This window comes from Halobacillus alkaliphilus, from assembly GCF_900113125.1.
GTDB lineage: Bacteria > Bacillota > Bacilli > Bacillales > Halobacillaceae > Halobacillus > Halobacillus alkaliphilus.
Genome location: NZ_FOOG01000011.1, coordinates 72641 through 95440 on the forward strand (window position 1 = coordinate 72641; position 22800 = coordinate 95440).

The 22800-nt window shown below is 42.8% G+C and carries 17 protein-coding genes and 2 pseudogenes; 12 read left to right on the top strand and 7 right to left on the bottom strand.

Going from position 1 to position 22800, the window contains the following annotated elements:
- Nucleotides 1-224 precede the first annotated feature (224 nt).
- Genes BMZ06_RS08615 through BMZ06_RS08625 form a run of 3 tightly spaced genes read left to right on the top strand, consistent with a single transcriptional unit; the run spans nucleotide 225 to nucleotide 3467 of the window.
- Nucleotides 225-1913, top strand: a complete 1689-nt coding sequence (locus BMZ06_RS08615) for an SLC13 family permease (protein WP_089751652.1) — start codon at nucleotides 225-227, stop codon at nucleotides 1911-1913.
- Nucleotides 1914-1929: 16 nt separating this feature from the next.
- Nucleotides 1930-3141, top strand: coding sequence for an MFS transporter (locus tag BMZ06_RS08620; RefSeq protein WP_089751653.1), 1212 nt, complete (start codon nucleotides 1930-1932; stop codon nucleotides 3139-3141).
- Nucleotides 3138-3467: a CHY zinc finger protein gene (locus BMZ06_RS08625; RefSeq protein WP_175477839.1), complete on the top strand. Its 330-nt coding sequence runs from the start codon at nucleotides 3138-3140 to the stop codon at nucleotides 3465-3467. The genes BMZ06_RS08620 and BMZ06_RS08625 overlap by 4 nt, the downstream gene beginning before the upstream one ends.
- Before the next feature lie 692 nt (nucleotides 3468-4159).
- Here the strand turns inward: BMZ06_RS08625 and BMZ06_RS08630 are convergent.
- Both BMZ06_RS08630 and BMZ06_RS08635 read right to left on the bottom strand, forming a co-directional pair.
- Entirely contained in the window at nucleotides 4160-4930 is a 771-nt protein-coding gene (locus tag BMZ06_RS08630) for an SDR family NAD(P)-dependent oxidoreductase (protein WP_089751654.1), read from the bottom strand.
- A gap of 171 nt (nucleotides 4931-5101) precedes the next feature.
- On the bottom strand, nucleotides 5102-6052 hold the full coding sequence (locus BMZ06_RS08635) for a nuclease-related domain-containing protein (protein ID WP_175477840.1): 951 nt from the start codon (nucleotides 6050-6052) through the stop codon (nucleotides 5102-5104).
- Between the two features lie 233 nt (nucleotides 6053-6285).
- Between BMZ06_RS08635 and nagE the strand changes: the two are divergent.
- The 6 genes and pseudogenes from nagE to BMZ06_RS08665 all read left to right on the top strand — a co-directional run.
- A pseudogene (gene nagE / locus BMZ06_RS08640) lies at nucleotides 6286-7683 on the top strand (N-acetylglucosamine-specific PTS transporter subunit IIBC); the annotation flags it as partial.
- A gap of 251 nt (nucleotides 7684-7934) precedes the next feature.
- Nucleotides 7935-9113: an N-acetylglucosamine-6-phosphate deacetylase gene (nagA, locus tag BMZ06_RS08645; protein WP_089751657.1), complete on the top strand. Its 1179-nt coding sequence runs from the start codon at nucleotides 7935-7937 to the stop codon at nucleotides 9111-9113.
- A gap of 2 nt (nucleotides 9114-9115) precedes the next feature.
- The gene (gene nagB / locus BMZ06_RS08650) at nucleotides 9116-9847 is read left to right on the top strand and encodes a glucosamine-6-phosphate deaminase (protein ID WP_089751658.1); all 732 of its coding nucleotides are present in this window, start codon (nucleotides 9116-9118) and stop codon (nucleotides 9845-9847) included.
- 18 nt (nucleotides 9848-9865) lie between these two features.
- Entirely contained in the window at nucleotides 9866-10591 is a 726-nt protein-coding gene (gene phnF / locus BMZ06_RS08655) for a phosphonate metabolism transcriptional regulator PhnF (RefSeq protein WP_089751659.1), read from the top strand.
- Nucleotides 10592-10604: 13 nt separating this feature from the next.
- Nucleotides 10605-11327 (top strand): sugar isomerase domain-containing protein, encoded by a 723-nt coding sequence (locus tag BMZ06_RS08660; protein ID WP_089751660.1) that lies wholly within the window; start codon nucleotides 10605-10607, stop codon nucleotides 11325-11327.
- 405 nt (nucleotides 11328-11732) lie between these two features.
- Nucleotides 11733-13262 (top strand): alkaline phosphatase, encoded by a 1530-nt coding sequence (locus tag BMZ06_RS08665; RefSeq protein WP_089751661.1) that lies wholly within the window; start codon nucleotides 11733-11735, stop codon nucleotides 13260-13262.
- A 74-nt stretch (nucleotides 13263-13336) separates the two neighbouring features.
- Here BMZ06_RS08665 and BMZ06_RS08670 read toward each other — a convergent pair whose 3' ends face one another.
- A complete protein-coding gene (locus BMZ06_RS08670) occupies nucleotides 13337-14140 on the bottom strand; it encodes an alpha/beta hydrolase family protein (protein ID WP_089751662.1) in 804 nt (267 codons plus the stop codon).
- 175 nt (nucleotides 14141-14315) lie between these two features.
- Between BMZ06_RS08670 and BMZ06_RS08675 the strand changes: the two are divergent.
- A pseudogene (locus BMZ06_RS08675) lies at nucleotides 14316-14737 on the top strand (DUF1801 domain-containing protein).
- A 142-nt stretch (nucleotides 14738-14879) separates the two neighbouring features.
- On the opposite strand, the gene BMZ06_RS08680 reads toward BMZ06_RS08675, so the two are convergent.
- Both BMZ06_RS08680 and BMZ06_RS08685 read right to left on the bottom strand, forming a co-directional pair.
- Complete coding sequence (locus BMZ06_RS08680; protein ID WP_089751663.1) at nucleotides 14880-15182, bottom strand: MerR family transcriptional regulator; 303 nt, start codon at nucleotides 15180-15182, stop codon at nucleotides 14880-14882.
- A gap of 48 nt (nucleotides 15183-15230) precedes the next feature.
- Nucleotides 15231-15392, bottom strand: coding sequence for a Fur-regulated basic protein FbpA (locus BMZ06_RS08685; RefSeq protein WP_245755981.1), 162 nt, complete (start codon nucleotides 15390-15392; stop codon nucleotides 15231-15233).
- A gap of 459 nt (nucleotides 15393-15851) precedes the next feature.
- Between BMZ06_RS08685 and BMZ06_RS08690 the strand changes: the two genes are divergently transcribed.
- A complete protein-coding gene (locus BMZ06_RS08690; protein WP_089751665.1) occupies nucleotides 15852-16922 on the top strand; it encodes an AI-2E family transporter in 1071 nt (356 codons plus the stop codon).
- A 364-nt stretch (nucleotides 16923-17286) separates the two neighbouring features.
- Here BMZ06_RS08690 and cypC read toward each other — a convergent pair whose 3' ends face one another.
- On the bottom strand, nucleotides 17287-18534 hold the full coding sequence (gene cypC / locus BMZ06_RS08695) for a CYP152 family fatty-acid peroxygenase CypC (RefSeq protein WP_089751666.1): 1248 nt from the start codon (nucleotides 18532-18534) through the stop codon (nucleotides 17287-17289).
- 266 nt (nucleotides 18535-18800) lie between these two features.
- On the opposite strand from cypC, the gene rpsN reads away from it, so the two are divergent.
- Entirely contained in the window at nucleotides 18801-19070 is a 270-nt protein-coding gene (gene rpsN / locus BMZ06_RS08700; protein ID WP_089751667.1) for a 30S ribosomal protein S14, read from the top strand.
- A gap of 80 nt (nucleotides 19071-19150) precedes the next feature.
- Here the strand turns inward: rpsN and BMZ06_RS08705 are convergent, their stop codons facing one another.
- Nucleotides 19151-22186, bottom strand: coding sequence for an efflux RND transporter permease subunit (locus BMZ06_RS08705; RefSeq protein ID WP_089751668.1), 3036 nt, complete (start codon nucleotides 22184-22186; stop codon nucleotides 19151-19153).
- Nucleotides 22187-22800: the final 614 nt, after the last annotated feature.

Genomic DNA, 22800 nt, shown 5'->3' on the forward strand with positions numbered 1-22800 from the left:
CCACCTCTTTCTATTGTCATACTTCCCTTTATCCAAAAAGCCCCCATGAAAAACCTATTCATTACTACGAATTCCATAAACTGGATGACCTGAGGTGGCAATATAAGGGATTTATTTGGGAGACTTTTGAAGTTGATTTCTACCTTGGATTCCAAATTTATGATAGAATTTGTTAATATATGAGAATATTCTTGCAATAATAACAAATTTGGATAGGAGGAATCATGATGCAGGAACAATCCGGGATAAAAAGTTTCTGGAACTGGATGTGGCAGTTGCATGATCAAGCCAAAGATTTAATGAGCTTCGCTGTTACGGGAAATCCTGAGAAAGTTAAACCGAAAGAAGATGATCGTAAGCAGGCGGGGAACGGGTCAGGTCCGAATCAACCGGCAAACGGAAGCGGAGGATCCGGTTCTTCCTTTGATACCCGTCAAAAAGTTGGTATCATCTTAGGTCCGCTTTTATTTATTGTGACGCTTCTATTCTTTGAACCAGAAGGATTGTCTGGCAGTGCGGTAGCAATTCTCGCAAGTACATTATGGATTGCTACGTGGTGGATTACCGAGGCCGTACCGATTCCAGCTACGTCTTTATTACCTTTAATTTTGTTTCCGCTTACAGGAGGTCTCTCCGGTGATGCAACGGCATCATCTTATGGAGACAACACCATTTTCTTATTCATGGGTGGTTTCCTTATTGCCCTTGCTATGCAGAAGTGGAACTTACATAAACGTATCGCCTTGTTCATTATTTCGCTGGTAGGGACAAGTACCGAGATGATTGTGCTTGGGTTTATGCTTGCGACCGGACTTCTTTCGATGTGGATCTCTAATACAGCTACTTCGATGATGATGGTTCCGATCGGCCTTGCGGTTATTTACCAGGCATCTGAGCAGTTGAAGAAGGAAGGGGAGGGTCAAGTCGATCACTCTTCCTTTAACTTTGGAAAAGTCGTTATGCTTGGGATTGCCTATAGTGCTTCTATAGGAGGTCTAGCTACTATTATCGGTACGCCGCCGAATACGATCTTTGCCGCTGTCGTTTCAGAAACGTATAATATTGAGGTCTCTTTTGCGGGATGGATGGCTTTTGGTGTTCCCTTATCCTTGATTTTTCTAGGGATTGCCTGGGTATATCTCGTGAAAATGGCTTTTCCTATGAAAATTAAGCAGCTTCCCGGGGGGCGAGAAGTCATCGACAAAGAGCGCCGTGGACTTGGGGAAATGTCGGTGGAAGAAAAAATTGTCCTCACTGTGTTTGGTGTAACGGCTCTGGCCTGGATTTCGAGGTCTTTTCTTCTGGTACCTTACGTTAGCGGCAATATAAACGATACAATAATCGCTATGACCGCAGCAATTATTCTGTTTCTTATCCCTTCAATTAGTAAAAAAGGAGATTTCATTCTGGACTGGGGAACTGCAAAAGGGCTGCCATGGGGGATCTTACTCCTTTTCGGAGCAGGACTTGCGATTGCAGCAGGGTTTCAGGAAACCGGATTAGCCGAGTGGATAGGTAACCAATTGACTATTTTAGAAGGAGTCAGCTTGTTCCTCATTCTCGCATGCGTTATTGCTATGGTTATTTTCCTAACTGAGATCACATCAAATACAGCAACCGCTACAATGATGTTCCCAATTATGGCTTCGCTTGCTTCTGCGTTGTCGGTGCATCCGTATAGTTTGATGATTGGAGCAGGGGTTGCAGCCAGCTGTGCCTTTATGCTGCCGGTAGCCACACCGCCAAACGCAGTCGTATTTGGATCCGGGTATTTACGAATACCCGATATGGCCAAGGCCGGGTTTTTACTAAACGTATTTGCCGTTGTTCTAGTGACCTTGGCAATATATTTCTATTTACCAATAGTATGGGATATTGATCTAACATCGTTCCCTCAAAAATTCAGCCAATAAGAAAAGGATGAACATCATGGATTCAAGTCAGCCGGCTATTAAGCCTTATACCCCGGACGAGTCTGGATTCTGGCGCGTTACATTAGCCCTGATGCTTGCGTCCTTACTCGTCTTTTCAACTTTGTATGTATTTCAGCCGTTACTGTCGATTTTTGTGAATGAATTTCAAGTATCGGCTACCAAGTCCAGTTTTCTTATGTCCGCTGCTGTAATCGCGATGGTTGTTGGGCTTTTCATTCTTGGCTTTGCAGCGGACCGTTACGGACGAATGCGTCTGATGCAAATATCTCTTGGAGTGACGGTATTGCTGCTTGTAGCAATGCCGTTTACTTCTTCTTTTGAATGGCTGGTAGTTTTACGATTGCTGCAAGGCTTTTTCCTGGCCGGAATTCCTGCAGCAGCTATGGGCTATTTAGGAGAAGAAGTAGACCCCAACCATTTAGGCCTCGCCATGACGCTGTACATATCCAGTAATGCACTTGGCGGTATGGGGGGGAGAGTCGCGGGCGGTTATTTAACCGATGTATTTGATTGGGAGAAGACCTTGTTCATACTCTCAGCATTTGGTGTGGCTGCTGCTCTGCTTTTCCTATTGCTTCTACCTTCCGAACGTTTCTTTACAAAAGGAGACCAGCCACTTCGGGAAGATTTTCAGGGGATGCTTGTCCACTTGAAAGACCGTTATATGCTGGTTTTGTTTTTAATGGGACTGCTGCTTCAAATTGTTTTCACAGCAATATGGACGTATATCCCTTTTCATCTTCAGTCAGACCCCTATCAGTGGCCGTTAAAATGGATATCCTTTACGTACTTTGCTTATGTTCTCGGGGTGCTTGCTCCTCCACTTGCCGGGCGTCTGTCTAATTACTTCGGTTTAACAAAAGTGATGTTTTCTGGATTGTTTATTTTAATTGCAGGAGCTGGTTTCACAGCTTTACAACCGGTATCATGGGTCATGGCAGGGCTCGGTGTGCTTTGTTCCGGCTTCTTTATTGCTCATTCCATGGCCGCCGCCCTTGTGAGTAAATCAGCTGACCATCACAGAAGCGGGGCCTCAAGTTTTTACTTGATTAGTTATTACGTAGGAGTTGCAGTAGGAAGTACAGCTGTCGGAGCCCTTTGGGAGACATTGGGATGGACGGGAGTGATTAGTACCACTCTTGTCTTTATCTTAATTTTTCTCTCTTTGCCGGTATTTAAAAGGAATTCAGGAGGAGGAGAAGTATGAACAGCATTAAGGTGAAAGGTACAGGGGTAGATGAACACACGAGATGTGCACATTATCATAGTAACGTCGACATTGTAGCGGTCAAATTCTACTGCTGTCAGGAATACTATGGCTGCTACTATTGCCACAAAGAAAAAGCGAATCACAGTGAGAGAAAATGGCCTAAGGAGCAATGGGAAGAAAAAGCGATTTTGTGCGGAAATTGCTGGACTGAGTTTTCTATTCAAACATATATGAAGGTAACTCAATGTCCAGCATGTGCTCATCCGTTTAACGAAAAGTGCAGCTACCACTATCCCTTGTATTTTGAAGGATTTTCAGAATAAACACTATTAAACAAAAGGGCCGGTTAGTTGAAGACTCACTTTCGAGATATTGTGTGGAGAAAGGGGCGGAAGGGAACGGCTCGCTTTCCGCGGCCCTGCACGACGCAGGGTCGTTCGACGTTGCCACAGGACGTGGCGATCTTAGTCGAACATCCCATGTGGTGAGCTTCCTCGGGCTTAACAGCCCTGCGGGATCTCACCGATCATGTTCATCCCGCAGGAGTCTTCGCCGTTCCCTTCCGCCCCTTTGCGATCATGGAGCGCTCGAAATTCTCTGCATAAACGCGTTCCAATGAACCAGGATCATCTATGATCCATAGTGGTTTTTACGTGTGTTTACATGTAGGAACCCTGTTATATAAGCATTTAAGGCAGATGCAGCATGGCTCCTTTCTGCTATAGCGGGGGTCGTTCGAAGCATTATAGTTGGGTTGGTGGGGAAATGGCGAGACTCCCATGGGAGAAGGGACTAGGTGAGATCCCGCAGGGATTGAAACGAGCGAGGAAGCTCAACTTTCCCCCATAGGAAAGCGAGTTATTTCCCCACCAGCCCTTATCCATCTAACGTAACGGACCCAATTATCTCGAAACTGAGTCTTCAAGGAATGGGAGCTTTAGTTTAAGATTATTGAATTTATCAGAGCCTACAATAAAAAAGGAGCTTCATTGCCTGAGGCTCCTTTTACTCATGATCAAGTTGCACCCATACCGCCATCAACGCGATACTGGCTGCCGGTAACAAATCGACTCTCATCAGAAGCGAGGAAAAGGACGACTTTTGCGATGTCCTCCGTTTCGCCATAACGATTCAGTGGAATGGCATTGGTCTGTTCTTCTTTAGCTGCTTCTGCATCGTCAGGGCTGAATCCTTTTTCAAGGGAACGCATCATACGGGTGTTAACCGGAGATGGGTGAACGGAATTAACCCGCACACCAGAAGGGGCAGCTTCTAAAGAAGCCACTTTTGTCAGCCCAACCACTCCATGTTTGGAAGTGACGTAAGGCGCTACTCCTGGAGAACCCATCAAACCAGCAACTGATGACATATTGATGATACTGCCATCCTGCTTTTCAGTCATAACAGGCAGCACATGCTTCAGACCCAAGAAGACTCCTCGCACGTTTACATTCATAACTTTATCAAAGTCCTCGACTCGCTGCTCGGTAATCGGACGGACTTCGCCTTCAATTCCTGCGTTATTAAAGAAAACATCAATTGTTCCAAAATGTTCAAGTGTTTTTTCTACATAATTCTGGACGTCTTTTTCTTCGGTGACATCGGCAGTGACCGTCAAAACTTCACCATAAGCTTCCAATTCAGATTTCGCATCCTTCAAAGCTTCTTCATCTACATCCACGAGTGATACTTTGGCTCCTTCTTGTAAAAACAAGCGAGCCGTGGTCTTTCCGATGCCGCCGCTTCCACCAGTAATAACAGCGGTTTGGTCATTTAAACGACCCATGCTAGAACCTCTCCTTATTACATATTTGTAGAAAGGCAAACGAAGTAAAACGTTTGTCACAAAACGTCTTCCACTTTATCCCAATAAATAAACGCAGGAGGGGAATGACGGACTGGTTCTTGATCATGTGCTTAACAAATATAAGCCTTCAAAGGGTCAAAATTTGAATGTTTAATGATTGAATACATAATAACGGGTTTTATTCATACCGAACTTTTCACAGGCTACTTCATTTAATATTTGAAGAGCTGCCGTACTGGAGTCAAGCTTAAGGAAAGCGCTTGCCCGCTGGTTCGTAATTCGTTCACCGAAAAGAAACTGGTAATCTTTTAAAGCCTCTACATGAGCATTTCTTGAAGTATGATGACAGGCTTTACAATACCATCGTCCGTGAAGTCTTTTCATCGGAAGAGCACTACATTCCGGACAGATGACCCCTTGCAGAATATCTGATTTTTTAAGACGAAACCGGTCTAAAATAAAAGGCTGGTATGGGGCATATTCGATCATTAGCTGGTCGCATAATCGGTTTAGATCAGATTCTTCCAATGGAGAGCTAGTGTAGACATTATTTAGTGTTTGGAAGGCTGTTATCAACTGGTCTAAATGTACAACATGACTGTTAGATCCATAAGATGGGTGGCTATAGGAGGCGGGACTGGTTAAAACGACGAAATAGTTGATCGGTACACTTTGAAATCCGTTCATTGACAACCAGTAGGTTAATTGGTGGGCCTGAAGTTCTGCTTGGGACAGAGGGTCTGGCATCCTTGCTTCCATCCGTTCGTTTACATGCATAAATCTATAGTCCTTTGTCAGGCTTTGTAAAGGTGTATGATTAACTTCTAAAATAAGGGCAAAATTTCGAGTGACAATAAGAACATCGATCTGACAAAAGGAGTGATCAGGGAGCGGGAGACGCAGGTCAAAAAATATGCGGGATTCTTTGGAGGATAAATGGGTCAATACAGGTAAGATCTTTTTTTCTCCATAGTAATTCGACGATAATTGGGTTCGCCAGTGTACGATTTCTGAATGTTTATGATGAGTCATCGCGATGCGTCTGGAAGCAGATTCCAACTGATCGAGATAATAAGGTTTTGATAGATGTTTAATGAACAAAAACATCAACTCCATTCAAAATGATTATTTCTATATTCCATGAGGTTTATGGAAACTCCTTCCTGTAAAACAAAGTTCCAAATTTTCCACTTTTTTTATTGAATTTCTGCAATTTTATCAAACACCATTCGTACACTTTGTAAATTGGTATAGACAACTATATGTCGTAGTGGTATCCTCTAATTATAAAGCGGTTTCAAAATCGACGACTTGAATATAGAGGAGGAACAAACATGTTAAGTTTTCTACAACGAATTGGGAAGTCGTTAATGTTTCCAATCGCTACACTGCCAGCTGCAGCGTTACTCGTTCGATTAGGTATGGAGGATTTGTTTGATATTCCATTTATGACAGCAGCCGGAAATGGAATCCTTACCAATCTATCCATTATTTTTGCTATAGGTATTGCAATGGGGTTTGCCAAAGATGGAAGCGGAGGAGCAGCTTTAGCCGGGGCAATTGGAGTTCTTGTACTGGAAGAAGGCATTAAGGCAATTAATAATGATATTGATATGGGAGTGTTTTCGGGGGTGATTGCCGGAGTAATTGCGGGTATGCTCTATAATCGCTTCTATGATATTAAATTTCCAGAGTTCCTGTCTTTCTTTGGAGGGAAGCGGTTTGTGCCCATCATTACCTCTCTGACTATGGTTGCTCTTTCTTTTGTCCTCGGGCACTTATGGGTTTATCCCCAATATGTTCTTGATGCTACGGCCAACTGGATATTAAATGCTGGAGAAGTGGGAGTAGGAGTGTATGGAGTACTCAACCGACTGCTCATCCCTGTTGGGCTGCACCACGTGTTGAACACTCTTATTTGGTTTGATTTCGGCTCCTTTACAACGGAGTCAGGGGAAGTTATAAAAGGTGAAATTAATCGGTTCTTAAATGGAGATCCGGATGCAGGTTATTTTTTAGCAGGGTTCTATCCTGTCATGATGGTAGGCCTTCCAGCAGCTTGTATCGCCATGTACGCGGCTGCGAAAAAGCACCGTAAATCGATGGTAGGCGGAATGTTCTTAAGTATCGCACTTACATCTTTCCTGACTGGTGTTACGGAACCTATTGAGTTTTCATTTATGTTCCTATCACCGCTGCTGTATGTTGTTCACTCCGTTTTGACTGGAGTGTCTATGGTGGCCGCTTATATGCTTGAGATTCGCCACGGCTTTGGCTTTTCAGCCGGGCTCATTGACTATTCCTTAAACTTTGGTATTGCGCAGAATCCTCTGCTACTCATTCCAATCGGTCTGGTCCTTGGTTTTATCTATTTCCTAGTCTTCTACTTTTTGATTATTAAACTGGATTTGAAGACTCCAGGACGTGAAGATGAGGATGAAGACTTTGTAGAAGAATCCCAGGCAGTGGGACAACCCTCTGAAGGATCTGAGGATGGTTATGACCGTAAAGCTTCAGACTATTTGAAAGCTCTCGGAGGCGCTGAAAACATTAAATCACTGGATTATTGCACCACTCGCCTGCGGTTACAAATGGTAGACCGGGATCAGGTGGATGAAAATGCCCTGAAACGATCCGGTGCACGCGGAGTGATGAAAGTAGGCGGGCAAAACCTGCAAGTAGTTGTAGGGACGTCTGTAGAGTTTATCGCCGAGGCGATTCGAAAAAGAATGGATGAAAGAGACACCGACAATCGTAATAAATAGATTCATGTACTTGAAACGATAAAAAAACGGGTCGCCGAACAAAGACAATTTTTGTTATGGCATCTGAAGGAGTTATCCTTTCGTATGAAGAAGTACCAGTTAGACTTTTTTGGAGAGTGTGCAGACAATAAAAGGACCACAACGATGCATGATTTTACGGCAGAATGAAGGGGGAGGGTATAATCTCCCCTGAAGTCTTACTAAGGAGTGAGAAGCCCATGGCGGATAGTTTAGAGATAATAAACGTAACAGTCGTTTGTAATAATGAAATTGTTCCTTCAGGTTCGGTATTACTTAAGGACGGTTTGATCGAATCTGTTGCTGAGCATCCAGTGGGTGGTGCAGACAAAGTTATCGATGGTAAAGGTGAAAGGTGGACCCTTGTGCCTGGATTTATAGATGTGCATATCCACGGAGCAGACGGACACGACGTGATGGACGGTACGAGCGAAGCACTGACAGGAATGGCGCGTAGTCTGCCGGCTGAAGGCACCACCAGTTTTTTGGCGACGACCATGACCCAGTCCGGCGAAAGTATTACCAGGGCCTTAAAGAATATTAGAGAATACATGAACACTGGACAAGCGGGCAGACAGGCGGAGATACTTGGCATTCATTTGGAAGGACCTTTTCTATCGATAAATAAAGCAGGAGCTCAGCCGCATGAACACATTATTCCTCCTTCAACCGACCAGTTTGATCGTTGGCAGGAAGAAAGCGGAGGACAGATTCGTTTAGTTACTTTAGCTCCTGAAATTCCCGGGGGATTGAAATTTATTGAGCATTTGACGGGCCAGGGAGTGATTGCCTCTATTGGTCATAGTGAAGCAACATTCGATCAGGTAGAAGAAGCGGTGGACGCCGGTGCCCGTCACGTCACTCATTTATACAACCAGATGAGTGGATTTCATCACCGCGATCCTGGTGTGGTCGGAGCTGCTTTGCTGAACAAGCGGTTGAAAGTGGAAATGATTGTGGATCATGTGCATGCGAGGCCGGAAGCGGTGCAATTGGCTTATCACCATACTAAAGCTGAAAGAACCATTCTGATCACTGACGCCATGAGAGCGAAATGCCTTCCTGAGGGGACGTACGATCTGGGTGGTCAGCAGGTAGATGTTAAAGGCGGAGAGGCCCGCTTAGGCGATGGGACACTCGCGGGCAGTGTGTTGACTCTGCAGAAAGCCTTAAAAAATATGCAGCAGCATTCAGAATTACCTTGGGAAGACCTGGTCCGGATTACCTCTCTCAATGCGGCAGAACAATTGGGACTCGATGAAAGAAAAGGGAAAATCGAGAAAGGGAAAGATGCGGACCTTGTTCTTTTAGACGAAAATATGGAAGTGGTAACGACCATTTGTAACGGTGAGATAGCTTATCAACGAGAGGAGAGTTAACCGTGAAAATATGGGTCTCTCAAGACTACCAATCTTTAAGTCATAAAGCCTGCGGGATGATAGAAGATGAGGTGAATCGTAATCCTGCAGCTGTTCTCGGACTTGCTACAGGAAGTACGCCTCTTCAAACCTATCACGAAATGGTAGAAGGGCATAAGAGAAGAGCAGTGGATTACCGTCATATCTCCACGATCAATTTAGATGAATATGTGGGTCTTGGCGAAAAAGATCCGCAAAGCTACCAATTTTTTATGAAAAAGCATTTATTTGATAAGATTAATATCAATCAGGCTCACACGCATATTCCTAATGGATTGGTCGAAGATTTAGAAGAAGAGTGCAGCCGTTATGAGCAGTTGATTGATCGGGTTGGACCGCCTGATCTACAGATTTTAGGAATCGGGCAGAATGGCCACATTGGATTTAATGAACCCCATACGTCATTTGAAAGTGAAACCCACATGATCGAACTTGCTGAATCGACAAGAAAAGCCAATGCCAGATTCTTTGAATCGCTCGAAAATGTACCGAGAAAAGCAATCACCATGGGAATTCAGTCCATTTTAAAAAGCAAAAAAATTCTTTTGCTTGCTTCTGGAGAAAATAAAGCGGAAGCTATAAGAAGTTTACTAGAAGATCCGCCTAGTGAGGATATGCCAGCGTCTGCCCTTTGCTTTCATGAAAATGTTACGTTACTCGTAGATGAAGCAGCTTATAAAAAGGTAGAGTATTGAGAGGAGACGAATAGAGTCATGATTGATAAGAAGTCGCCGCTTCCGATTTATTACCAAATTGAAGAGGATATTAAACAGAGGATTTCTGATGGGGAGTATCAGCCTAACGATATGATTCCATCTGAACGTATTCTGTCAGAAAACTACGCTGTCAGCCGAATGACGGTCAGACAAGCGATTACCAATCTGGTCAATGAAGGAGTTCTTTACAGAGAGAAAGGCAGAGGAACGTTTATAGCAGAGAACAAAATTGAACAGTCTCTAAAAGGTTTAACAAGTTTTACAGAGGACATGAAAACCCGAGGGATGACAGCCAGCAGTAAGCTGCTGGATTTTGAGAAAGTGACGGCAAGCGGAGAGATTTCCCGCAAACTGGAAATCGAAGAGAATGCAGAGATCTATCGTCTGCAAAGAATACGCTATGCCGATCAAAAACCTATGGCTATTGAAACCAACTTCCTGCCAGCGGCTATGTTTCCTAATCTGAAAAAAGAAAATGTACGGGGTTCTCTCTATGATTATGTAGAGAAAAATAAACGCCAAAAAATAGGGAAAGCCAGCCAAATCATTGAAGCAACCATTGCCAATGAAGATCAGTCTTCCCTACTTGAAATCCCTCTTGGCTCTGCTGTTCTTCATATAGAAAGACATAGTTTTCTTGAAGATGGCACGCCATTTGAGGTAGTTAAATCATCCTATCGTGCGGACCGCTATAAATTCTCAAGTGATATTACCCGTGGTTAAGGAGAGGCTAGTTATGAGTTATTTATTACAAGCAGCGGAACTATTGGAACGATTGGATAGAGACAAAGGCGATCAACTGAATTCCATTAGCAGAAAAATCGCCCGCCGTCTAAAGAATAAAGGGGTTATTCACACGTTTGGCTGCGGCCACTCCGGTCTTATCGCTCAGGAACCTTATTACAGAGCGGGTGGTCTGGTGCCGGTTCGTCCTATTTTAGTGGAGCCCCTGATGCTTCATGAAGGAGCAGTAAAATCCAGTCAATTTGAAAAGCAGCCAGGGTTTATCCAGAGTTATTTAGAAAAAGAGGATATTCGTGAAGGAGATGTCTTTCTTGTTATCTCAACATCCGGCCGTAACCCTGCCCCAATTGATGCGGCAATTTATGCACGCGAAAAAGGGGCTTATGTGATCGGGATGTTATCCATGGACTACGCAGATAACTTCCCGTCCCGGCATCCGTCAGGTAAAAGACTGGAAGAAGTCGTTGAGGAAGTCGTGGATACCCAAATTCGGTCAGGAGATACTTCGCAGGAAGCGGAAGGTGTGCCACAGGCATTTGCCCCTATGTCATCCGTTATCGGAGCGGCTTTACTGCAGGATTTGTTGGCAAGAGTAATTCTTAGTTACAGAGATATGGGAGAAACCCCACCGATTTTTCTAAGCGGCAACTTAGAAGGCGTACAAGAACATAATGCTGCACTTGTAGAGAAATATAAGGATAGAATCAATTTTTAATTTTTTTCATAACTCCCCATATTGTTTATAGAACCCTTTGCTGATAACAGGCAGAGGTTTTTTACTGGCTAAAAAAATAAAAATAGTTACATACATAAAAATTATCATTTTTGGGGCGACCGGCCGTAGCTGAGAAATAAACCGTCGTATATTTGTTGTTATGAGAATGAATAAGTCGGAAGAACCGCCGATCTTCCTATCCCCTGCCTAATGCAAAGAATACAGGCCTTTCAAGATGATAGCTTGTATGCCGCTAAAAAACATAGTTCTTTTAAATCAGGTATGAAACTACTAATTTCTTCACAAAACGATAACTTTTTTTTACAAGCCTGTCATAGAATATTAGTTTTCTGTTAATATTTACATACTATTATAAAAATTGTAAGAAAATCCAATCCTGGAGGGATCAATTTGAAGAAAGGTTTAGCGAAAAAAGTATTATCTGTGACGGCTTTGTCATGTCTATTCTTTGGGTCAAGTGCAGGAGTCAACACAAATTACATAAGCGCCTCCGAGCATGAAGAAAAGGATGTAAAAAATGTGATTTTCATGGTTGGTGATGGCATGGGGCCGTCTTATACCACGGCTTATCGCTATCTTAAGGATAATTCAGAGACCATAAAAATGGAGGATACAGCTTTTGACCCATACTTAGTAGGCATGCAGTCTGTCTATTCAGCGGACGCTTATCACGATGGCGGTGAAGAGGACGAGAAAGAAAACATCCCCGATTCTGCAGCTACAGCTACTTCTATGTCTTCCGGTGAAAAAACGTATAATGGAGCCATTGCAGTAGATTTAGAGAAAGAAAAAACAAAGACGGTGCTAGAAGGGGCTAAGGAAGAAGGAATGGCTACCGGTCTTGTCGCGACTTCTCAAATTAACCACGCAACCCCAGCAGCTTACGGAACGCATGATGAAGACCGGAACAATTATAATGATATTGCCAATGACTACTATGATGATATGATCCAGGGCGAACATAAGGTAGATGTGTTGTTAGGCGGAGGTACAGACTTCTTTGATAGAGAGGACCGTGACCTGACCAAGGAGTTCCAGGAAGATGGGTACGATTATGTAACCTCTACGGACGAGCTTATGAATACATCAAGCGATCAAATTTTAGGTCTATTTGCACCTGTAGGCTTAGAGAAAGCTATTGATCGTCCGGAAGAGCAGCCTTCTCTTGAACAAATGACTGAGACAGCTCTTGAGACCCTGAGCCAGGACGAAGACGGATTCTTTTTAATGGTTGAAGGAAGTCAAATCGACTGGGCTGGGCACGACAACGATGTAGTAAGTGCCATGAGTGAGATGGAAGACTTCGATAAAGCTTTCCAAAAAGCTATTGAATTTGCTAAACAGGATGAAGAAACTCTAGTAGTAACCACAGCTGACCACTCTACTGGTGGCTTTTCCATTGGAGAAGGCGGGCCTTACAAGTGGGATGCGGAAGTTATCCAGGCAGCTAAACACACTCCGGACTATATGGCGCGCCAAATTGTTGAAGAAGGTGCAGATGTAGAAACTGTTCTTAATGATAATATCGACTTTGAATTGAAAGACGAAGAAATTCAGTCGGTGACAGATGCTATGGAAAGTGCGGCTGAAGAAGAGAAAATGGTAGAAGTGGATAATGCTATTGAAGCGATTTTTAACGAGCGTTCGGGAACGGGCTGGACAACGAGTGGACACACGGGGGGAGATGTTCCTGTTTATGCTTATGGTCCAGGTTCTGACATGTTCTCCGGGTTTATTGATAACACCGACAACGCTGAAAACATCTTTAAGCTTCTAGGCCTTTCTAAAACAGAAGATGGAGCTCCTCTTCCAGACACAAGCACTTCTACTCCTGCAGGCATGCTTGCTGGTGTTTTGATTGCTGCCGGTGGTGCTGCACTTCTGATATTCAGAAGAAAGAATGCTAAAAACTAGTCAATCAGGTGCAGGTTAAAGGAGTCTTAAGAAAAGGTCCGCCTCGGAAGAAGAGGCGGACCTTTTTCATACGCTCATAAATGCTTTTTAAGCAAATCCATTTCTTCCAAGATAGTTTCCCAGGCAGGAGAGGAAACATTTGTGAGCATAAAGTGTTCATCTTCAGGAAGTTCAACATACTTAATAAAGTCACCTAAATTTTCTGCCATCTGGTAGTAGTGATCACTAATACCAACAGGAACATTAATATCAAGTGAACCATGCACAATGACCTGAGGCACATTTAGGGGTAAAAGCTCTAAAGGACTGGCTTCCTTAAATCGTGTCGGGTATTCATCGGGAGAGCCGCCAAGTAGTTCTGAAGTTGGATTGGTAGGTTGTAAAGAAAGTGTAGAATCTCTCTTCTGATGAACCTCATACATTTTGTGTAAGTCGTTTACCCCTGCTAAACTCACAGCTGCTGCAATTGGGAGGGGAGAAGCGTTTGTCACCAGCTCACTATCTGCTGAGAGACGATGTCTTCCAGCAATCCAAAGTGCTAAGTGGCCTCCTGCTGAATGACCAATAGTTACTACTTTTGAGAGATCAAGAGAATAAGAGTCTGAGAGCTGAGTCAGGTAATCGCAGGCTTCTGCTGCATCTTTAAGAGTGCCTGGCCATGCCCCGCCTTCCTGTCCAACACGGCGGTATTCAATATTCCAAGTGGCGAAACCCTGAGAAGTTAAACTTTCAGCGACGTCATTCATGATTTCGAGACCGAAATGTTCTTTCCAGAAACCACCGTGAATGACCACAGCTACTGGATGCGGTCCGTCTCCCTCTGGTAAGCGTAAATCCCCAAACTGATTTTCATTCGTTCCGTAAAATAGTCTTTCCATATGTACACCCCTTTTTAATGGACTGCTCTAAATTAAATTGAGCGAAACTCTACTAGTATTTTATTCCATTAAGGGTGAAACTACAAAAGTTTTAAGGGAGACGCTGACCACCAAAGATGGTACCCCTTCAGGTTATGATAAAATGAATGTAATCGAATGAAGCGGGAGAAAAAGGATGTATAAATTAAAAACCAAGAAAAACGATGAAAGTGTACTAGCGTTTATTGAAACAGTGGATAAGCCTAAAAAACGCGAAGATACTTATCAGCTTCTGGATATTTTCACGGAAACCACTAGGTGTGAAGCGAAAATGTGGGGGAGCAGTATGATTGGGTTTGGATCTTATCATTACACATACGCATCCGGGCATGAAGGTGAGGCTCCACTTGTAGGATTTTCTCCTCGCAAGGCCAAAATTAGTTTATACTTTTCGCTAGGAGAACCCCGCAGGGAAGAACTTTTAAAGAAACTTGGAAAACATACGACAGGGAAGCCTGTGTTTATATCAATAGAGTAGAAGACATTAACGAGGACGTTTTAAAAGATTTGATTCGTGCTTCGATCACCCACCTGCAAACCCTTTACCCTAAAAAATAACAGTTTGTTATATACGTAGGTTGTGTATGGCGAATCGGGTTAGTTATATGTTTTTTATCAGGGATTTCTAGAGGGATAAAGCTCATAAATAACGAGATAACATTTGGAGGAGAAATCCAATCATTATCTCGCTTTTAAACGATTATTTCATTTTGAAATGAGCGTTAATCTGTCCCCGCAGCATACGCTCAATCACCTTTTCCTTATCACCGGACCGCTGCATATCCTTTCTAATCTCATACGTTTGAACGCCTTCTTCACGCTTGTCTGCAATTTGAAGCAGAACTTCCACATCAGCAAATGAATACTTCCTAGTACCTCTTTTAGTTCTTTCAGGGAAGATTAATTCTCTTTCTTCATAGTACCGTATCTGCCGGAGGGATAAGCCCGTCAGTTCATTCACCGTCCCAATCGAGATTACTTTTTTATCCTTATAAGAAGACATCTTTTCTCCTCCTTAAACGTTTCAACACAAAGGACTCCTTCTGGGAATTCAGGGACCTGTTTTATCGAGGCGTTTCACTAACGCTTCCAGTTGAGTTAATGTCAGCGTTTGTAAAGCCTCATCCGTAGACTGAACCACCCCTGAATGAATTAACCTCTTGATATAGTGCTCTTTCATGGCTTCTACTGCATCACGTAAATGATTTTTCATAAGGCCCACCTCAACATTCAGATTGTATTTTTTAACAAAGATTCACGGTTGAAAAGAAACGGTAAATTCATGCCGTGTCCTTTTCATGAATTATACTTAGAATAAAACACTCAAAATATTTTGTCACCCTTTATGTTAGATAACCTAACATAAATATAATTGAAACGGCTATTATGTCATAAAACCTGACATGATTGTTTCTTCTGGATTTAAATAATATGCTCAACTTTCAAATTTCCCTCCTTTATTGGCTATTCAAGTTTTGTTTGGATTTTAAGAATAAACAGGCGTTTAAAACTTCTCATGAAGGTCTTGAGCTTATTTTGAAACAGAAAAACCATAATCTCTGAAAAAACTCCAATACTGGCGTTCTTTTTTTAATTTAGCTGTTTATCCAAGCCTAATTTAGTGAATGTGTTAGAAGGAAGATAAAGTCAGTAAAATGTCAGGAGAGTGACTATGTGGATTAAGCATCCTTTTTTCAAATATTTAACCGCTATAATATTGGTGTTAATAACTATTTTCTTTTTAAATTTGCTAGAATTCTTTAAACCGATCGGTACAGTCATCGGAACCCTTTTCTATCCTTTTCTCATTGCCGGATTTTTATTTTATCTGATGCGGCCTCTGGTAGAACTAATATCAACGCGCAAGTTTTTCCCACGCCCCGCAGCCATACTAACAATTTTCGCAGGGATAGCCGGGCTTTTTTATGCAGCTTACGCTTTGCTGGCTGAAACGATAAAGAAACAAGTGAACAACATCTCTCAATTGCCTGATAAAATGAAAAGCGCTGCCAAAGAGGCTGAACAAAAGATTCAGGAGAACGATATGGGAATGCTTTCAGGCCAATCCCTTACTCATAAGGCTAATCAATTCTTTGGGGATATGATTCAAGGGATCATGGATAACATTACGGGTATTTTCTCAGCAGTCACAGGTGCCGCGACGGTTTTAGTCATTGTGCCTTTCGTTCTGTTCTTTTTATTAAAAGATGGTCATAAATTAATTCCGTTTATCGGCAACAGACTGCCAAAAGGACATCAAAAAGAAGGACAGAAGCTGCTTAGAGATGTCGACCGTACGCTTGCAGCTTATATTATTGGACAGGTGACGGTAGCCCTGGCGGATGGTATATTGTCTTACATTGGGTATTTAATTATCGGGCTGGATTATGCGCTCATACTTGGCATATTTGTGGCCGTAACAGCCATTGTGCCTTTTGTTGGTCCAATAATAGGAGCGATTCCGGCGATTGTCGTTGCTCTTATGCAGGATCCTCAGATGGCCTTATATGTCATAATTACATTGATTATCGTCCAACAGCTGGAAGGGAATCTTGTGGCCCCTGTCGTACTTGGCAGCCGACTTCATATTCATCCATTAACGATTATTCTGCTGCTTGTAGTAGCTGCCCCGTTGTATGGGTTTATAGGAATGCTGATTGCGGTTCCTCTATACTCTGTCGTTAAAGTCGTCATTAAAGATCTGTTTAAGTTTTATAAAGTAGACACAGGACTTAAAGCATAATCCCTCTTAATGGTTTTGGTTAATTTAATTTTTAAAAGAGGCTTAATACGCCGCGGGGCCGCCATAGGAAAGTGTTCAAATTTGGAATTGCCCCGAAAGACACGACCAGCATAAGCCGATCATCAAAAGGATTGCGGTTTTTTAATCCGTAGAGGAGCGGCTTATGTCTCGAGTGGCTGGGTGATGGAACAAGACGAGTTATTTCACCACCAGTCCTTCTCCATTTAACGTAACGGACCCCGATTATCTTGAAAACTGACTCTTCAAGTATCGGGAGCTTATCTGTGAAATCAACACGAAAGTTTAATAGAGCCAACCATAAAAAATAAGCCCGGATTCCTTGGTTAGGAACCGGGCTTATTTTTTATTGGCGTTGGACGTTTTTAATAACGAATCCACTTTTTGGTAAGGCTGGCATTTTTCTTAAACTATAGCTGTAATCCTGTTTTGGCACCTCATAATCAAGATGGTTCGTCATATAATCGAAGCTTGATTTCAAGATTTCAATCGTCGGCTGCTCGCCTGGACAACGGTGCCCTTTATAATAGTCTCCGCCTCCTTGAGGAATGAGATCAAATAAGCCTCCGTTCCAGTTCAAGAAACGATCTGGATTAAACTCATCAGGATTATCCCACAATCGAGGATCATGATTTGTTCCGTAAATATCAATCAAAACCAACTGTCCCTCTTTGAAATTATACTGCTGCCACGTAAAGTCATGATCGACTCTTGCCCCTAGGAAAGGGACGAAAGGATAATAGCGGCGAACCTCTTGAGTAAATCTTAAGAGGTAGTCATCGTCATTAGCTGCCTTAGCAATGTTTTGTGGAAATTGGTAGAAAGCTAGAGCTCCAAAGGTAATAAATTTGGATATAGCTACAAGAGGGCGAATGACGTTGATCAGTTCGATGGCAGCCATTCGAGCATCCAAAGGATTTCCGTGCAAATCTTTATGCATAGCCATTTCGTAAATAGCCGTACCTTTTTGGGCCGATTGTTTTCCTTCGCGAACATCGAGAATTAAATCTTCAATCCATTTCTCTGTGCGCTTACGTGCTCTTCGGCTTTCTATATGTTTCGGGCCGACAGCGCTAAAACCATCAATCATATTACTTAAGTCGCGGGTACGTTTTTCTACTTCTTTTTCCTTTAGAGGAACCCCGGCCCACTCGCAGGCTGTACGGCATAGTAACTCCCGTGTCTCATCGTACAGCACCACTTTTTTCTTATCTTCCCATTTACTTGCAAACTGGTCCCAGTGTTTTTTTGTAATGACCTTTAAAGAAGTGATTGCTTCAGGGGTCATTAAAGACATGAATAATAATTTACGGTGAGTGTGAGCTTTTCCATCCATGGTTTGAATAGCGTCTTCTCCAAAGAGAGTTTTCAGTACACGGCTCGGAAGAGCATTTTTTCGGTTCATTCGATTAGTATCATAGAAAAGTTTTGCTCCTTCTTCGCCGCTGAGAAGCGCCACCTTTTCCCCGAGAACACGCGTTTCGTAAACATCCAGATGATTGCTTTGCACACGTTTGGAAATGAATTCGTAACCATCTTTAAATATTGCCAGAGTATTATCTAATGTCCTGTCTTTCGGTACTTTTACAGTCATATGTAGTCTCCTTTTCATTAAGGGTGTAATAGTTAAGATTCCTTTTTATAAGGGATAATAAACCAGGTAGAATGACTAATTTGTTAGAAAGTGGATAACTAAAACTCGTTAACTTGACTAAATACAGTCAAACGTTTAAAATCGTAATCGTTACTATTTAGTTATTGCACCAGCAAGTTGCTGAATCGTAACAGATGTTTAAATCCTGAAATGATTTAATCGATAAAAAGTCACTAATTTTTATAAAGGAAGGGTGAATAAACCATATGGCTAAGAAATCCAAAATCGCTAAAGAGAAAAAGCGTGAAGAGATGGCAGTTTTCTATGCTGAAAAGCGACGCGAGCTTAAAGAAAAAGGGGATTATGAAGCTTTACGTAAGCTTCCCCGCGATTCATCGCCAACGCGCGTGAACCGTCGTTGTGAACTATCCGGTCGTCCCAGGGGTTATATGAGAAAGTTTGATATGTCTCGTATTGCTTTCCGCGAACTGGCTCATAAAGGTCAGATTCCGGGTGTGAAAAAAGCCAGCTGGTAATCTAGTGAACTTCTCTATAAGAGAGAGGAAAGGCAGGTGTGGATTTATATTCGTGCCTGCCTGTTCCTATACATAAATCTTTATCCTGCTGTTGTATTAAGCGGAGAAGTTTCTAGTTCCTTTTGTTCTTTACGATCGGTTTTTGAGAATAGGCGGTACACGGCAGGTATAAGCACCAGGGTAAGGATGGTGGCAAACAGCAATCCGGAAATGATGACCGTTGCCATAGGTGCCTGATAGTTTCCTGCAGACCCTGTAGCAAGAGCGAGAGGGAGCATGCCACCGGCGGTCGTGAGGCTGGTCATAAAAATAGGACGCATACGATTTTTTCCTGCTTCTATAAGTGATTCTTCAACTCGATAGCCTTGTCTGCGAAGTTGATTTGTTCGGTCAATGTATAAGATCGCGTTGTTCAACACGATCCCGATCAGCATAACTACGCCCATTCCGGACATGACACTGAGCTCACGCTGGGTTAAGAAAAGACCAAGAATGACACCGACAATAGTTATTGGAATGACAGACATAACGATGAGCGGGTGGAGCAGATGGTTAAATTGCACAGCCATAACAAGGTACACAAGAAAAATCGCTATTCCAAGAATAAGGATCATTTCCTGAATTAACTCCTGCTGCTGTTCCAGATCCCCTGCTGCTGAAATATCGTATCCAGCGGGGGTATCAAAGCTTTCGATTACTTTTTGAACATCTCTGTTTACCGCGCCCAAATCTCTTCCCTCAATGTCAGCAGCTACGGATACAAATCGTTCTCCGTCGATGTGACTGATTTCATTAGGAGTGTCAACAGACGTTAATGCAATGAAAGAAGACAGCTTCTTGTTCCCATCTTCTGTTGGGATCGTCCAGTCCATTAACGCTTGGCTTGTATCTGCTTCCTCTTGCCAACGCACGTTAACAGGAACTTGCGCTTCATCAATGGTTACTTCGGAAATAGAGGTATTCAGTAAGGCCTGCTCCAAGGAGAGCTTTAATTTCTCAGTTGTTAGTCCGGCGTTTTTCACGACATTTTCCTTCACTTCAACTACTTCTTCCTTAGTAGTGCGATCTATGGAAGTGGTAACGCCCGCCAATCCCTCAATGTCTTTTAAATCATTAGCAAAGTCCTTCGCCAGCAAGTTTAGCTCTTCAAAGGAATCTCCTTTTATTTGAACCTCTACAGGGAATCCCCCGCCTCCGGACATCGCACTTTGAACGGATTGAATCGGCTGTTTATCCTGCAGGGCGCGTAAACTTCTAAATATGTTTTCATTTACCAGGTCCTGATCTTCTGTAATTTCCTTATCTTTCGTCATATTTATAATCGTGTAAAACATATTTCCGTCATCAATAATATAATTGGATTCTACATCTTTCACATTTTCAAGACTGTCATTCATCTGCTGAACCAACTCTTCTTTATCCTCTTCCGCTAATCCAGAATCGAAGTCTACGATGACCTCAGCGTAGCGATTGAACATATCGGGCATGATCGTCATCGGGATTTTTGTGACTAAGAATAGAGAGCTTGCAAACATTAGAATAAATAGACCGATGACAGCGGCGCTGTGACGCTTTTTCTTTACAACCCAGGCTGTCATTCGTCCGTAACCCTTTATCCATGAACTTTCTGTATTAGGTTTTTTAGTTTTTTTATGCATCAAGAAACGCTCGGATAAAGCGGGTATAAGTGTAAAAGAAACGATGACTGAACTGATCAGCGTAATGGCCACCACAATAGAAAGTACCATCATAAATTGCCCCATTTCGCCGCCTAGCAGACCAATAGGCAGAAACACAACGATGGTCGTGAGCATGGAGGCGAGAACAGCCGATGCTACTTCTCTGGTTCCCTCCAGCACTGCAGAGATTTGTTCCAGCCCCTGTTCTTTCTTACGATAAATCGACTCTAGTATGACAATGGATGAATCGACCATCATACCGATACCAAGCCCCAGTCCGATCAGCGTAAGAATATTTAAACTGTAATCAAACACCCAAATGCTTGCCATAGTAAGTAAAATAGAAGTCGGGATCGATACGCCAATAATAATGGTCGCTCTTATATTCCTTAAAAACAAAAGGAGGATCACAATGGCAATAGCCCCGCCAATCAGGATGTTGCTTGTAACCCCGTCGATAGAATCTTTCACATAGTCCGCCTGCGCGACAATTTCATTCACTTGGAAACTCTCCGTCAAACCTTCCTCTTTGATGGATTCGAGCTCACCACGGACAGCTTCTGCCGTTTCGATATCCGTAAAACCGTCAGCGCCTCCAATTTGAGCAAAGATAAAGTCTTTTGTTCCATTTTTCCACACAAAAGAGGAGCTTTCTTTTGGCTGTAAGGAAACGGCTGCTATTTTATCAAGCGAGATGGTACCGTCTTGTGTTGGGATATCTATAGCTTCTATGTCGTTTAACTGGTCCACAGTGGTATTCCAGCGAAGAGAAGGGGAGTCTGTTTCTCCAGTTAGTTCTCCTAATGTACTTTCACTGTTCGACTGCTGGATAACTCCTATGACTTGGTTGATATCCAGTTGTTCTTCCTCTAAAGATTCTCGGTCAAATTCAATCATTACTTCTTGCTCCAGGGCTCCTGACAGGTCAACATCTCTTACCTCAGGGAGTTCTTCGAGCCTGGGCTCTAATGTATCTTTAGCAAATACCGTCATTTCTTTTAAATCTCCGCCTGATACATCCAGGAAGAATTGATAGCTCTGGGTGGTTCCGTATTGACCTGATTCAACCTTTTCTACACCTGGAAGGTCAGGTTTGGAGGCGTTTACTAAAGACTCCACTTCTTTTATGGATTCTTCACCTTTTCCTTGTTCAAATTCGATTTGAAGAGAACTCTGCCCTGCATAAGTAGTGGAGCTGACTTCTTTAACGCCGTCTACATCTTTCAGTTGAGTCTCGAGCGGTGTGGTGATCGTGCGTTCCACTTCGGCGGCAGGTTGATCACCGGCATACACATTGACATAACCCATGTCTACAGTGAAGGAAGGGAGAAGTTCCTCATCCAGATTAAGAACAGCGTAGCACCCAATCATTACAATAAGTACAGAAAGAAGTCCCACCATAATCTTCCGGCGGATAATGAATTGCAGGGCTTTCATAACGGTATTTCCTCCTTTATAACTGTGTATTTTTGAATTTAGACCCAAAGATAAGTATATATCTACCTCATGAAAAAATGATTGTATTTTCCTCCTTAACAAAAATTTTACAATTGTAAATAAATTCTGCTTGGTTATATCATAGCCTGATTATAAGGCGTCTGGCTTTGATCCCAGGGCGTATATTCAATAGGTCCTGAGACGTATTTGACAAAAAAGTCTCTATTAAAACTACCAAATCGCCTTTACAGAAAAGCTCCCATTACTTGAAGACTTGATTTCGAGACATTTGTGAGATTTAGGTCCTCCGGGGGACGATTTCGCTTTCCGGCCCTGCACGACGCAGGGTCGTTCGACGTTGCCACACGAAGTGGCGGTCTTAGTCGAACATCCCCTGTGCTGAGCTTCCTCGGGCTTAACAGCCCTGCGGGATCTCACCGATCATGTTCATCCCGCAGGAGTCTACATCGTCCCCCTCCGGACCTTGCGATATATGGAGCTCGAAATCACTTAAGATATCGTCAGCTTGATGACAAAAAATCTTGGGATAATGATCATTCTATAACGATGAAAAAGTCCTGTTATACAAGCATTTATGCTTAATTGAGAAGGAG

Bases quoted from the DNA above. Each gene is read 5' to 3' on its own strand.
- nagA (WP_089751657.1), top strand. From the start codon at position 7,935: ATGGCGGATAGTTTAGAGATAATAAACGTAACAGTCGTTTGTAATAAT.
- BMZ06_RS08680 (WP_089751663.1), bottom strand. From the start codon at position 15,182: ATGTCTTCTTATAAGGATAAAAAAGTAATCTCGATTGGGACGGTGAAT.
- BMZ06_RS08670 (WP_089751662.1), bottom strand. From the start codon at position 14,140: ATGGAAAGACTATTTTACGGAACGAATGAAAATCAGTTTGGGGATTTA.
- BMZ06_RS08660 (WP_089751660.1), top strand. From the start codon at position 10,605: ATGAGTTATTTATTACAAGCAGCGGAACTATTGGAACGATTGGATAGA.
- rpsN (WP_089751667.1), top strand. From the start codon at position 18,801: ATGGCTAAGAAATCCAAAATCGCTAAAGAGAAAAAGCGTGAAGAGATG.
- BMZ06_RS08615 (WP_089751652.1), top strand. From the start codon at position 225: ATGATGCAGGAACAATCCGGGATAAAAAGTTTCTGGAACTGGATGTGG.
- BMZ06_RS08685 (WP_245755981.1), bottom strand. From the start codon at position 15,392: ATGAAAAATCATTTACGTGATGCAGTAGAAGCCATGAAAGAGCACTAT.
- BMZ06_RS08620 (WP_089751653.1), top strand. From the start codon at position 1,930: ATGGATTCAAGTCAGCCGGCTATTAAGCCTTATACCCCGGACGAGTCT.
- cypC (WP_089751666.1), bottom strand. From the start codon at position 18,534: ATGACTGTAAAAGTACCGAAAGACAGGACATTAGATAATACTCTGGCA.
- BMZ06_RS08705 (WP_089751668.1), bottom strand. From the start codon at position 22,186: ATGAAAGCCCTGCAATTCATTATCCGCCGGAAGATTATGGTGGGACTT.
- phnF (WP_089751659.1), top strand. From the start codon at position 9,866: ATGATTGATAAGAAGTCGCCGCTTCCGATTTATTACCAAATTGAAGAG.
- BMZ06_RS08630 (WP_089751654.1), bottom strand. From the start codon at position 4,930: ATGGGTCGTTTAAATGACCAAACCGCTGTTATTACTGGTGGAAGCGGC.
- BMZ06_RS08625 (WP_175477839.1), top strand. From the start codon at position 3,138: ATGAACAGCATTAAGGTGAAAGGTACAGGGGTAGATGAACACACGAGA.
- BMZ06_RS08690 (WP_089751665.1), top strand. From the start codon at position 15,852: ATGTGGATTAAGCATCCTTTTTTCAAATATTTAACCGCTATAATATTG.